Here is a 12134-nt window from a genome sequence, read left to right on the forward strand (position 1 = left end):
TTGGCCGTCATCCGGGGATTCATTAAATTCGCAGGTTCAAGAAGTACTTATGACGGAGATCAAAAAAGAAGAAGAAAAGTCCCTGAATTTTCTGGAAGAGATCGTAGAGGAGGATATGTCTGCGGGCAGGTACAAATCGATCCTGACCCGTTTCCCCCGGAGCCGAATGGATATCTCCATATCGGTCACTCCAAGTCTATCGTCCTCAACTTCGGGCTGGCACAGAAATACGGCGGTAAGACCAACCTTCGGTTTGACGACACCAATCCCGTAACGGAAGACACCGAATACGTGGAAAGCATCAAGGAGGATATCCGCTGGCTCGGTTTTGAGTGGGCGAACGAGCTCTATGCTTCCGACTATTTCGAACAGCTATATCAGTTTGCCGAAGACCTTATCGGCAAGGGGCTCGCCTATGTGGATGACAGCACGTCCGAAGAGATCGCGCGGCTCAAGGGTACGCCTACCAGTGTCGGTCAGGACAGTCCCTATCGAAGCCGCAGCGTAGAGGAAAATCTGCAGCTGTTCAGAGATATGCGCGCCGGAAAATACAAGGACGGAGATAAGGTATTGCGGGCGAAGGTCGACATGAGCTCGCCCAATATGCTGCTGCGCGACCCCATTATGTACCGGATCAAGCACGCCCATCACCACCGCACCGGCGACAAATGGTGTATCTATCCGCTATACGATTTTGCCCATGGCCAGAGCGATTCCATCGAGAAGATCACGCATTCGATCTGTACTTTGGAGTTTGTTCCGCATCGTCCCCTGTACGAGTGGTTTATTGACAAGCTGGAGATCTTCCCTTCGCACCAGTATGAGTTTGCACGTCTCAATATGACCTACACGGTGATGAGCAAGCGCAAGCTCCTGCAATTGGTCAACGAGGGCTTTGTCACCGGCTGGGACGACCCCCGCATGCCGACGATCTCCGGTCTTCGCCGCCGCGGCTACACGCCCGAGAGCATCCGCCATTTTGCCGAGAGGATCGGCGTGGCCAAACGGGACAACCTGATCGACGTCTCCCTTCTCGAATTCTGCGTGAGAGACCATCTCAACAAGATCGCCCACCGGCGGATGGTGGTTTTTGATCCGCTCAAGGTCGTGATCACCAACTACGGGCAGGAAGAAGAATGGCTGAGCAGCGAGAACAACCCGGAAGACCCGGAGACGACCCATCGTCAGCTGCCTTTCAGCCGCGAGCTCTATATCGAAAATGAGGATTTCATGGAGAATCCGCCGAAGAAATTCTTCCGGTTGTCGCCGGGCCAGAAGGTGAGGCTGAAAAGCGCTTATATCATCCAGTGTGACGAAGTCGTAAAGGACGCTTCGGGGAAGATCACCGAGCTGCGCTGTTCGTATATCCCCGAGACGAAGACCGGCGAGGCTCAGGCTAATATGAAGGTGCAGGCGACGATCCACTGGGTCAGCGTCAGGCATGCGATCACGGCGGAAGTGCGGCTCTATGACCGGCTGTTCCGTGTGGAAGACCCGGCAAATGAAGAAGGAGACTTTAAGGAGTATATCAACCCGGATTCGCTGCAGGTACTTCCCGCAGCTTATGCGGAGACCTGGATTGAAGGATGCGAAGTTCAGCGATCACTACCAGTTCCTGAGAAAGGGATATTTCTACCTTGACAAGGACAGTTCTGAGGAAAAGCTGGTCTTCAACAGGACGACCACGCTGAGAGACAACTGGGCGAAAGAACAGAAGAAATCATGATAAAAAAAGGAGGCCGTCGGCCTCCTTTTTCTTTTATTAGTTGCCCCCACCGCCACGCTGTGGCCGGTTAGCTTGTTGCCAATCCTGGTATTTTTTGAACAGATCGGCCCCGAGAACGGCTTCCACCCTTTTGTCGGAGGCTTCGCGCATCGGCTGGATCTTGGCCATCTTGTCTTCGCGACTCATGGACTGGTCCATGAAGATATCCCGCATCTTACCCTGCATATCCGTCTGGATGACTCTCATGGAATCTACCTGCACGGGTGTAAGTTTCAGGTCGTCTTTCATTTTTTGAAGCCGGGCTTCCATGCGCTGACGCATAGCAGCTGTATCCATCATACGACCGCCCTGGGCGAAAGTAGATGTGGCGGAAAAGAGCGCGATCAGGAGCGCGGCGCAAGCGATAAAATTTTTTCTGGCATTCATGGTTGAAAAGTTTTATAATGATTGTCCTTCGGCCCTTGCGGGCCTTCATGATGGAGCACCAAATTTGTGCTAAAATCCCGTGCCAGATACCGGATTTACGTAGGCGGCAAGCAGCCATTCGGGTCGTCGGTCAATCCTGGCTTTTTTGGCGTGAATATTGTATTTTCTCAACCGCTTTCACCCTGCCGCAGAACCAGCCGGAAATATATTTCATTACACAATTATCTGTCTTTCAATATCGAGAGCATTTCTACCTAAAACGCTCATCATGCATTTGCTCCTGGTTAACCTATATGAGTTCGGGCTATTCCTTCGCATACTTTTATGGATATCCGTACCACTGATCGTCGTGGCCCTGCTGCTCACTACATGGCTGCACTATCGCAGTCGTCGCAGGGGTGTGGACGAGATAAGGCTTTCCATGGAGGGGATGGAGCTTTCGGCCAGTGCCGGAAGAATTGCTTGCGGCTATTCAGGGGAGGCGTATGACGGCCGGGATTGATGAAGGCATGGCCGGGGTTGATAAAGGCTCGGCTGGGGTCGAGGGGGTGAAGGTGTTGCAGGGGTGGAGGGTGCCGCCGGGACCGAACGTTCTGCCGGGGTGGAGGGCCATGTTACGACGGCTGATGCTGCAGATGGGGTGCCCCGGGGGCTGGAGCCCGGCCGGCGGCGAGGAAAGCCTCAGCGAGCGGGAGCGGAACAGGATGTATAAGGGTATATTGTGGATGAAGGAGAAATATGAACAGTACCGGGACCTCGCCGACAGGCGGATCGAACAGCTAAAGGACGAATTGGTCAGGTCGGAGCAACGGTACCGGGACCTGTTGGACCAGCGGGTGGAAGGACGGGCGCCAGGCGTGCCGCCACCGCCCGGGTCGGTTAGCGGGGAAGAGGCCGCGCCAGCTGATGCGCAAGCAGGGACGCCATTGGCCGTGGAGGCGCTCGCTCCGTCGCCGGTGGACCCAATTTCGCCCGGCCCTGGCGGAAGAACTGGGGAGACAGTTAGAGGAAAAGGGGCGGCAAATAGCCGAAAAAGACCGGGAACTTCAGGGCAAAGATCAGCTCCTTAGAGATAAAGACCATCGCCTCGGAAAGCCAGGATCGCCAGATCGAAGAACTCCAGGGCCAGCTGCAAACACAGTGGCAAAAAACCGATGAACTGGTCACCAAGCTCCAGAACAGCAGTCAACTGCTGCTCAAAATATCCCGGGAGATCGACGGATCACTGCCGCCGGCAAACCAGTATCAAGCTCAGCCTGATACACCGAGCGAGGTCGGTATTCAGCCATCCTAATTATCTGATTTCAAAGACTTGGCCCGTTTTTAATCCACTTTAGGCGAAATACAATAGGTTGCACTTTGTGGGCTCCTGCGCAATTCCATATTTCCTGAATTGGAAAACTTTCCGCCGATGGGAAAAAAGTTCAGGGCCAACGGCAGCTAATAGGTTGATTCCAACAATGTTGTGAAAGAGGCAAACCAATTGCAACTGTTACGGCACAACCTGTATGTATGAAATCGACCGTTACCCTTGCAGTTCTCCTGATAACCACCGGCGCCAACGCTCAGACGGCCGCTTCCTGGGGTTTCAATAGTACGCTGTCCGGTTCACCCGGCTCCAACATATCGGCAACGGCCGCCTCGCTGGGCTCGTCGATCGTCAGCAATGCCTTCAACGGCTCCACCGAATTCTATGGTCAGGACGGCTGGCCTACCGGTGCGGTCGACCTCAATGCTTACCTGCAGTTCTCGGTCAGCCCGTCTTCCGGGTATACACTGGTCCTCAACAACGTGGCCATGACGATCCGCAGAAGCAATACGGGCAGTCCTTCGGGGGCCGGTCCCAACAACTGGACGCTGCGTTCGAGCCTCGACGGCTATACCGCCGACCTCGCCACGAACAGCATGACATTCAACTACGCCACTTTTACGGTGAGCCTCCCCGCGGCATTTCAGAACCTGACGGGCGCCGTTAGTTTCCGGCTGTATGGCTTCAATACGACCATCAATTCAGGCGGCAACAGCCGTCTTGTCTTCGACAATATCAGCATCACAGGACAGGCGGTCTCCGGCGTTCTCGCGGAGCAGTCCATCACCCTGACTGCGAGACCAACAACGGGCGCGGTGAATCTCAGGTGGCAGTCGCTGGGAATTTCCGCCGGTGCTGACTATACGCTCCAACGCTCATTCGACGGAACGAATTTTTCGGCTATCGATCGCCAGCCCGCCACAGACGCTTCGAACTATCAGTACAGCGATATTTCTCTGCCGGCTTCGGGGAAGGTCTTTTACCGGGTGCTGGCCGAACAGCAGGCTGGGGTCAGCGTGATCTCTTCGACTTCGGTAGTGAATATCGGCCAACAGGCAGCGGCGACGGCCATACGCAGTGTGGCGGCTTCGGCCGGCGCGATACGAACCCTTCTCCATCTGGCCGAAGGCGGTACTTATCGAGCTGAGCGTCTGGTCTACCGATGGCAGGCCCGTCTACCGTCAGACGATCAGCGCGCAGGCCGGTGACCAGGTCACGGACCTCGCCGCCGGCGGGTACCCGCATGGGATGTATGTGCTGAGTCTGTCGAAGGATGGGGTGGCAAGCAGCAAACAGTTCATTTATTAAATATATCTAGTGGCTATATTTCAACAAAATAATTTGAGAGGGCATCGACAACTTACCACAGGCCCATCCATGTTTTTCGTCTACGAAATTCAGACTTTCCATCGAGAGGGACGCCGATCCGTATACTGGGGTGAAGCTGGCACCACCATTCGTCGTCTTCAGTACCTTCGCCGACGCCATAAGATAGCCGGTCTGGCTGTTGATCATCTTTAGGTCCACAAAATATTGAAGGGACGAATCCTGTGCGGAGATGACGCTTTTCCAACTATTTCCCGCGTCGCTGCTTGCATACAGATTGTATCCGTCCATCAGCCAATAGTGCTGGGCATCTGTCGCCTGGAGCGTTGCATACACGAGATCGCTGAACCTGTGTGGCTTCAGCGGCGCCGAAAGAGGCGTCCAATGCTGCCCCCCGTCTGTAGTCCGATAGAGGCTATCCGGGTCCGCGTAGATCATCCCGTTAAGCACATCAGTAAAATAAATTGCAAGAGACGGCTTGCTGTTCACCTGTTTCCAGCTCGTGCCGGTGTCAGTCGTCAGATAAGTGCCCGAGATTGGAAACTAAATACCCTGTAGAAGGGCTGAAGAACTGAGCCGTCATCCAGCCGCCAGAAGTCAAATTGAGGTTGTTGGGTTTTACCTTCCAGGTATGACCACCGTCCATCGTAACCGCCACATCCGTGCGTCCTATCGAATAACCCTGCTGGCTGTTCAAAAAGAAAAAGCTGGAAAATTCGCGATAACTCTGCACACCCGGCACCTGGTTCCAGGTAAGGCCCCCGTCGCTGGTACTATAAATTCCTTGGCCTGCATTCGCATATCCATGCAGCGTATCGACAAAATGAATATCCGTAAAGAAAGGTAATGCGTTGAATCCGATCAAATGCCAGCCTGTGCTGTCAGTCGGCACAACATAAGGCGGTGAACTAGCCGGTCTCCCAGAAGTATCTGCCGGACGGGGTGGGGGATCGGGCGCCGGAGTATCGGGTTTGCTGCAAGCGGCGAAAATCAGGAGGCCGGAGAACACAAGGTAAAGCTTACGCATTCGGTCGGTCATTGGGGTTATGCCGGCAAGTTAGGATTTATTTATATTCCCCAAACACTTCGCGGAGCGTATCGGCGATCTCGCCGAGCGTACAGCGGTTCTCCACGGCCTCGACCACCACGGGCATGATATTTTCGCCGGAGGAAGCCTTGTCGTTGAGGTCCTGCAGGATCCTGTCGACTCTGGCCGGGTCTCTTCTTTTTTCAGGGAATCGAGTTTTGCCGTCTGCACCTGCCGGATGCTGTCGTCGATGCGGAATACGGGGATAGATCCGGCCTCCGCGGTCTGATAGCTGTTGACGCCGACGATGATCTGCTCTTTTTCTCGACCCGCTGCTGGTACTGGTAGGCGCTGCGGGCGATCTCTTCCTGGATAAAGCCCTGCTCGATGGCGCTGACGCTGCCGCCCATATCGTCGATATGACGGATCAACTGCCAGGCGGCTTCCTCCACTTCCTGCGTGAGCGCTTCCACATAGTAACTGCCGGCGAGGGGGTCGACCGTATCCGCGGCACCGCTTTCGAAGGCGACGATCTGCTGTGTGCGCAGTGCGATGCGGGCGGCTTCTTCGGTCGGCAGGCTGAGGGCTTCGTCGTAGCCGTTGGTGTGCAGCGACTGTGTGCCGCCCGAGGACGGCCGCCAGGGTCTGGACGGTCACCCGGCTGATATTGTTGTGGGGCTGCTGCGCCGTCAGCGTACTGCCGCCTGTCTGCGTATGGAAGCGCAGCATCATAGCTTTGGGATCGGTGGCCCCCAGGTCTTTCATCATCTTCGCCCACATCCGCCGCGCGGCCCTGAATTTGGCGACCTCTTCGAACAGGTTGTTGTGGGCGTTGAAGAAGAAGGATAGCCTTTTGCCGAATACGTCGATGTCGAGTCCTTTTTCCATGGCCGCCTTCACGTAAGCCTTGCCGTTGCTGAGGGTAAAGGCGATCTCCTGTACCGCGGTGCTTCCCGCCTCCCGGATATGATAGCCCGAAATGGAGATCGTGTTCCATTTCGGCAATTCGCGGCTGCACCACTCGAAAATGTCCGTGATGATGCGCATCGAAGGTTTGGGCGGATAGATATAGGTTCCACGCGCCGCATATTCTTTCAGGATATCGTTCTGTATGGTGCCGCTGATCTTCTTCAGGTCGGCGCCCTGCGATCGGGCCAGGGCGGTATAAAAGGCGAGGAGGATATAGCCAGTGGCGTTGATGGTCATGGATGTGGAGACGTCTTCGAGCCGGATGCCTTTGAAGAGCAATTCCATATCCTCTATCGAGTCGATGGCTACTCCCGTCTTTCCGACCTCGCCTTCGGCGAGGGGGTGATCGCTGTCGTAGCCTATCTGGGTTGGAAGGTCAAAGGCGACGCTGAGTCCCATGACGCCCTGCTTCAGCAGGTAGTGGTAGCGGGCGTTGCTTTCTTCCGCCGTGCTGAAACCGGCATACTGCCGCATGGTCCATAGCTTTCCACGATACATATCGGACTGTACGCCGCGGGTATAGGGAAACTCACCAGGCAGCTCTTCGCGCGAGCCGGGCGGAGGCGCGTCGGCTGTGGTATATACTTCCTTTACTTCGATACCGCTGTCGGTGACGATTTTTTCTCTGGCATAGCAAACGAAGCTACATCAATTTCTTCGCTTCGAAGCTAAGCGCTTCGGAAACGATATTCTGCAGGGAAGCCTTGGGGTTTTCCACCAGCAGGTCGAGGATGTGCTTGTTGAGATCGCCGCCGGTGGCGTCCGGAGGGAGGAAGGAGCCTATCTGATTAACGATCAGCATATTTTGGTCCTTGAAATTCCGGACCGCGTCCCAGGCTTCGGGGCTTACGTACATCTGCTGTGTAACGTTATGCTCGAATTCCTGGCGGATGCTCTGTACCAGCAGCAGCTGCATGTCGCGGGCGCTTAATCCCGGCGTATTGACGCGCTGGATAAGGTTGGGCAGGGAAACGCGGTCGGTGAGCAGCAGCAGCCTTTCGTAGGCCTGCAGCTGTAGCTGCCGGGATGCGGCGCCGCCGTCCGTGGGTTGGTTTTGCTGGGCCAGCTTCAGCTCTTTTCGCTGTTTTAAGAACAAAAAGACGAGGACGCCCGCCACCAGCAGGGCAAAAATAACGGCAATAAAAAGCAGGTTCGAGTCCATAGATCAAATGTAATGAAATTAAAAACGCGGCCTGGGCCGCGTTTATTTTGTTTAGGACCTATCATCTGTTCGCTGGTGCAGCGTATCCACCTTTCGGTAGGCCATAAAGAACAGCACGGGGAAGATCAGCAGCGAGAAGATCGTCGCGCAGGTAAGCCCGCCGATGACTACCCGCGCCAGCGGTCTCGAGCTCTCCGAACCGATGCCGGTGGAGATCGCCGCGGGCAGCAGCCCGATGGTGGCCATCAGCGCCGTCATCATAACAGGTCTGATCAGCTCGTTTACCCCCAGCCGGATAGAAGTATACAGGGGGCTTTCGCTATGCCTGATCTTTTCCAGGTTGTGCTTGAACGCCGTGATCAGCAGCACGCCCTCCAGAATACAGATCCCGAAGAGCGCGATGAAGCCGATGCCAGCGGAAATACTGAAATTGGTGCCCGTGATCAGCAGGGCGAGGATGCCTCCCACGACGGCCGTCGGGACATTCAAAAACACAAGACCAGCGTCCTTCAGGTTGCCGAACATCACGAATAGCAGTAAGAATATCAGCAACAGGCTGATCGGAACGACCTGCGTCAATCTTTTCGAAGCACGCTGCTGGTTCTCGAAATCACCCTGCCAGACCATGCTGTAGCCTTTCTTCAGATGGACGATCTGGTCGACCTTCTCCTGCGCCTCGGCGATGGTGCTGCCCATGTCACGACCGCGTACAGAGAACTTTACGGCAGAATACCGCCGGTTGTCGTCGTGGAAGATCAGACAGGGACCGGTCTTTTGCGTGATCGTGGCGATCTCGCGGATCGGCACCTTGGAACTCCGTCTGGGTCGGCACCAGCAGGTTGCCGATATCGTCCTCTGTCGCGCGGTATTGCTCGGGGAAGCGGATCCGGATATCAAATTTGCGTATTCCTTCGTACAGCTGCGTCACCGCCTTACCGCCGATGGCCATCTCGATAACGGCGTTGGCGTCCGCCGTCTGCACGCCATAGAGCCCCATTTTTTGCTGATTGAGGTCTATGTCCAGCTCGGGCTGGCCGATATTCCGGATGACACCCAGGTCTTCGATACCCTGGATTTTCTTCAATATCTGGTCGACCTTGTCGGCCTGCTCTTCCATATAGTCGAGAGAATCGCCGTATATTTTGACACAGATAGACCCTTTCACGCCGGATACCGCTTCTTCCACGTTGTCGGTGATCGGCTGGGAAAAGTTGAGGTCGGCTCCCGGTATGATCGAAAGCGCCCTGGTCATGGTGTCGATGAGCTCCTCTTTCGTGATCTTCGGGTTCCATTCTTCCTGGGGATACAGCTGTACGCCAAACTCGTTGTTATAGAAGCCGGCCACGTCGGTACCATCGTCGGGACGTCCCGTCTGCGACATGACCCTCCGCACCTGAGGGAATTTGATCATGATGTTCCGCATCTGCTCTGCTTTGGATACGGAAGTATCCAGCGAGATGCTGTAGGGCAGGGTAGCGCGTACCCAGATAGAACCCTCGTTCAACTCGGGTAAGAACTCGGAACCCAAAAACTTAAAACAGTAGAAGCCGGCCGCGATCCCGATCGTGCTCGTGATCAGCGCGATCTTTCTGTGTTTGAAGGTGTATCGGAAGGCGGCCATGACGCTGCGCGTAATAAAATGGACTACCGGGTTGTGTTTTTCCCTGACGTTCTTCCGGAGCAGGACATTCACCATCACCGGCACGAGGGTCAGCGTGAAGATAAGGGCGCCCAATAAGGCAAAGCCCAGCGTGTATGCCAGAGGCGAGAACAGCTTGCCCTCCACCTTCTGGAAGGAGAAGATCGGCAGCAGCGCCGTGATGATGATCAGTTTGGTAAAGAAAATGGCCTTGCCCAGCTCGGCCCCGCGCTTGCGGATAATGCCCAGCTTGGACAGCCGGTTGAACCGCTCCATCCCCATCTCGTGCGCCTTTTTGTCCAGCAGGACGAAAAGCCCTTCGACCATGACCACGGCGCCGTCGATGATGATCCCGAAGTCGATCGCCCCGAGGGAAAGCAGGTTGGCAGACATGCCCATGAAGTCGAGACAGATAAAGGCGAACAGCAGCGACAGCGGAATGATGATGGAGACGATCAGGGTCGTTCTCCAGTTGAACATGAACAGCGAGACGATCAGGGTTACCAGCAGAATGCCCTCCACGAGGTTGTGCAGAACGGTGTGCGTGGCATATTTGATCAGGTCTTCCCGGTTGTAGAAAGGTTTGATCCTTGTATCGGCGGGAAGGATATGGTCGTTGAGGTTCGCTACCGCCACTTTCAAACCCTGAATGACGTGGTCAGGGTTTTCCCCTTTCGCATCAGCACGAGTCCCTCCACCGCATCCGGGTTGTTGTGGTACTCCCTTGCCTTGCCCGCAGAGTCGATGGCGTCGGTGCGGCCGACTTCGCCGAGACGGGGCAGGTTCGAGATCTTGACCTCGGCGACGTCCTTGACCAGGACGGGAATGCCGTTGTTGTCCTCCACGATGATATTCCTGATCTCGTTGATATCGTTCAGCAGGCCGATACCCCGGACGACATAGGCCTGGGAATTCTTCTTGATGACGTCGCCGCCGATATTGATATTGCTTTTGCCTACGGCATTGAAAACGTCGAGGGGGTGATGCCGAGGTTGTTGAGCACCTGGGGATTGACCTGGATCTCATAGGTCTTGACCTCGCCGCCAAAACTGACGACGTCGGCTACGCCTGGTACGCTGCGCAGCTGGCGGTCGACGACCCAGTCCTCGGAGTGTCTTGAGTTCGCGGGTCTCGCGGAAGTCACTCTCCAATGTATACCGGAATACCTCACCGGTGGGGCCGGTAGGCGGCTGGACGTCGGGGTCGACATTATCGGGCAGGTCCGCGTTGTGCAGCAGGTTGTTCACCTGCTGGCGCGCATAGGTATCCTGTACGCCGTCCTCGAAGATCAGCTTGACGACGGACAATCCGAAGATCGTAGTGCTGCGAAGGCTGGTCTTCTTTTGCACGGGGTTCATCGCCAGTTCGACCGGAATGGTGACAAATTTTTCGACTTCTTCCGCACTGCGACCAGGCCACTGGGTGATGATGGTTATCTCGGTATTGGTGACGTCAGGAAAGGCCTCGATAGGCATATTCTTGAAGGTGATGATCCCATAAACTACCAACAGGGCCGTCGCGAAAAAGATGAAATATTTGTTCTTAAGAGAAAAAGCGAGAATTCCTTTGAGCACTTTGTTCATCCGATAAAATTATGGTCGGCAAGTTAACGAAAAGTTAAGCGGTAGTTAACTGAAATGGCTGATTAACAAATTAATAGTAAAATAAATGGAATTTCATCCCTTCCACTTCATTCCATTCCAGCGCGGGCGCCGGGGTCTTGATTGTGCGGTTGATTTTCAACAGGGTAGAAGAGAGGGGCGAGAGACCGTCGATGCGGTACAGATCGGTGTCAAAAGAAAGATAAAACTGGCGGTAGCGTCGGAATTCGGGGATCGGTTTGCCGTTGATCTCGGTTGGATTTTTCACGGCACCGATCATGCCTTCGGCTCCATAACCCGCCGAGAGGTTCAGCCACTGGGGAAACCCGCTGGAGGCAGGTAAAAAAGAGGCGATGTTGAACGATAGCCAGTAGCTCTGGCCATTGTAGTCCTTCAGCATCCGCTGGGGCAGGTTGCCGCCCAGCTCGGCGGGATGATAAGAAGGGAAAATGGTCCCGTGATAAGAATATTTCAGGCTGATGCGCTGCTGTCCCCACATCAGATACTGACCCTCGAATAAAAGACAACCCGCGAGATTGGCCAGCATATCTCCTTTGGAAAATCCCCATTTGTCGGAGTGTCCGTCCAGGATCTCGATCATGGACATGAAAGCGAGCGCCGTCCCCGTGCCGATCAGGGCGGCAGTGCCAGACTTGACCCCGCCCCAGTGCAGGACGTCGCTCTGGATGGCCGCGATATTATAAGCGGTAGTTGCATGGCCCACCTTGTCGACGCTGAGCCATTCATTGTTGTCGTTGAAATAGTGAAATTTGCTATGGGCGAATTTTTTATACCAGAGATAGTTGAGCCCGATAGTAATGGCCGTGCCGATGGCGGATTCAACGATGATCGTACCATTGACACGGCCGGGGTTATAAGTTGGTGACGGTTTAAAAAGTTCTGCGCCGTCAGTGAAAAGCACAGGAAGAACAGGACGAACGCAAGGCAA

General features: G+C 55.0%; 13 protein-coding genes and 2 pseudogenes. 4 read left to right on the top strand and 11 right to left on the bottom strand.

The window, feature by feature from the left end; genetic code table 11:
* Positions 1–1641, top strand: coding sequence for a glutamine--tRNA ligase/YqeY domain fusion protein (locus ACQ86N_RS13225; protein ID WP_431215556.1), 1641 nt, complete (start codon positions 1–3; stop codon positions 1639–1641).
* A 121-nt stretch (positions 1642–1762) separates the two neighbouring features.
* Here the strand turns inward: ACQ86N_RS13225 and ACQ86N_RS13230 are convergent, their stop codons facing one another.
* Positions 1763–2152 carry a hypothetical protein gene (locus ACQ86N_RS13230; RefSeq protein WP_431215557.1) on the bottom strand — a complete coding sequence of 130 codons (390 nt, stop codon included), beginning with the start codon at positions 2150–2152 and terminating at the stop codon, positions 1763–1765.
* Positions 2153–2420: 268 nt separating this feature from the next.
* Between ACQ86N_RS13230 and ACQ86N_RS13235 the strand changes: the two genes are divergently transcribed.
* From ACQ86N_RS13235 to ACQ86N_RS13245, 3 genes are all read left to right on the top strand, one after another.
* The gene (locus ACQ86N_RS13235; protein ID WP_431215558.1) at positions 2421–2654 is read left to right on the top strand and encodes a hypothetical protein; all 234 of its coding nucleotides are present in this window, start codon (positions 2421–2423) and stop codon (positions 2652–2654) included.
* Positions 2638–3222, top strand: a complete 585-nt coding sequence (locus ACQ86N_RS13240) for a hypothetical protein (RefSeq protein ID WP_431215559.1) — start codon at positions 2638–2640, stop codon at positions 3220–3222. The genes ACQ86N_RS13235 and ACQ86N_RS13240 overlap by 17 nt, the downstream gene beginning before the upstream one ends.
* A gap of 442 nt (positions 3223–3664) precedes the next feature.
* Positions 3665–4669: a hypothetical protein gene (locus ACQ86N_RS13245; protein WP_431215560.1), complete on the top strand. Its 1005-nt coding sequence runs from the start codon at positions 3665–3667 to the stop codon at positions 4667–4669.
* Positions 4670–4775: 106 nt separating this feature from the next.
* On the opposite strand, the gene ACQ86N_RS13250 is transcribed toward ACQ86N_RS13245, so the two are convergent.
* From ACQ86N_RS13250 to ACQ86N_RS13295, 10 genes and pseudogenes are all read right to left on the bottom strand, one after another.
* On the bottom strand, positions 4776–5225 hold the full coding sequence (locus ACQ86N_RS13250; RefSeq protein ID WP_431215561.1) for a WD40/YVTN/BNR-like repeat-containing protein: 450 nt from the start codon (positions 5223–5225) through the stop codon (positions 4776–4778).
* A 73-nt stretch (positions 5226–5298) separates the two neighbouring features.
* Positions 5299–5814, bottom strand: coding sequence for a WD40/YVTN/BNR-like repeat-containing protein (locus ACQ86N_RS13255; RefSeq protein WP_431215562.1), 516 nt, complete (start codon positions 5812–5814; stop codon positions 5299–5301).
* A 203-nt stretch (positions 5815–6017) separates the two neighbouring features.
* Positions 6018–6425, bottom strand: a complete 408-nt coding sequence (locus ACQ86N_RS13260; RefSeq protein WP_431217393.1) for a methylmalonyl-CoA mutase family protein — start codon at positions 6423–6425, stop codon at positions 6018–6020.
* A gap of 70 nt (positions 6426–6495) precedes the next feature.
* Positions 6496–7401, bottom strand: a pseudogene (locus ACQ86N_RS13265) (methylmalonyl-CoA mutase family protein); the annotation flags it as partial.
* A gap of 25 nt (positions 7402–7426) precedes the next feature.
* A complete protein-coding gene (locus tag ACQ86N_RS13270; RefSeq protein ID WP_431215563.1) occupies positions 7427–7945 on the bottom strand; it encodes a hypothetical protein in 519 nt (172 codons plus the stop codon).
* Positions 7946–7996: 51 nt separating this feature from the next.
* Positions 7997–8752, bottom strand: a complete 756-nt coding sequence (locus ACQ86N_RS13275; RefSeq protein WP_431215564.1) for an efflux RND transporter permease subunit — start codon at positions 8750–8752, stop codon at positions 7997–7999.
* Positions 8643–10220, bottom strand: a complete 1578-nt coding sequence (locus ACQ86N_RS13280) for an efflux RND transporter permease subunit (RefSeq protein WP_431217394.1) — start codon at positions 10218–10220, stop codon at positions 8643–8645. The genes ACQ86N_RS13275 and ACQ86N_RS13280 overlap by 110 nt, the downstream gene beginning before the upstream one ends.
* A gap of 2 nt (positions 10221–10222) precedes the next feature.
* Positions 10223–10668 (bottom strand): annotated as a pseudogene (locus ACQ86N_RS13285) (efflux RND transporter permease subunit).
* A complete protein-coding gene (locus tag ACQ86N_RS13290; RefSeq protein ID WP_431215565.1) occupies positions 10607–11167 on the bottom strand; it encodes an efflux RND transporter permease subunit in 561 nt (186 codons plus the stop codon). The pseudogene ACQ86N_RS13285 and the gene ACQ86N_RS13290 overlap by 62 nt, the downstream one beginning before the upstream one ends.
* Before the next feature lie 70 nt (positions 11168–11237).
* A complete protein-coding gene (locus tag ACQ86N_RS13295) occupies positions 11238–12107 on the bottom strand; it encodes a DUF2279 domain-containing protein (protein WP_431215566.1) in 870 nt (289 codons plus the stop codon).
* Between the last annotated feature and the right edge of the window lie 27 nt (positions 12108–12134).

The sequence above is a fragment of the Puia sp. P3 genome (assembly GCF_050632245.1).
Taxonomy (GTDB): domain Bacteria; phylum Bacteroidota; class Bacteroidia; order Chitinophagales; family Chitinophagaceae; genus Puia.

What these genes read in the sequence shown, in the direction of transcription:
- ACQ86N_RS13245 (WP_431215560.1), top strand. Translation starts at nt 3,665, where the DNA reads ATGAAATCGACCGTTACCCTTGCAGTTCTCCTGATAACCACCGGCGCC.
- ACQ86N_RS13240 (WP_431215559.1), top strand. Translation starts at nt 2,638, where the DNA reads ATGACGGCCGGGATTGATGAAGGCATGGCCGGGGTTGATAAAGGCTCG.
- ACQ86N_RS13235 (WP_431215558.1), top strand. Translation starts at nt 2,421, where the DNA reads ATGCATTTGCTCCTGGTTAACCTATATGAGTTCGGGCTATTCCTTCGC.
- ACQ86N_RS13250 (WP_431215561.1), bottom strand. Translation starts at nt 5,225, where the DNA reads ATGATCTACGCGGACCCGGATAGCCTCTATCGGACTACAGACGGGGGG.
- ACQ86N_RS13255 (WP_431215562.1), bottom strand. Translation starts at nt 5,814, where the DNA reads ATGCGTAAGCTTTACCTTGTGTTCTCCGGCCTCCTGATTTTCGCCGCT.
- ACQ86N_RS13230 (WP_431215557.1), bottom strand. Translation starts at nt 2,152, where the DNA reads ATGAATGCCAGAAAAAATTTTATCGCTTGCGCCGCGCTCCTGATCGCG.
- ACQ86N_RS13270 (WP_431215563.1), bottom strand. Translation starts at nt 7,945, where the DNA reads ATGGACTCGAACCTGCTTTTTATTGCCGTTATTTTTGCCCTGCTGGTG.
- ACQ86N_RS13290 (WP_431215565.1), bottom strand. Translation starts at nt 11,167, where the DNA reads ATGAACAAAGTGCTCAAAGGAATTCTCGCTTTTTCTCTTAAGAACAAA.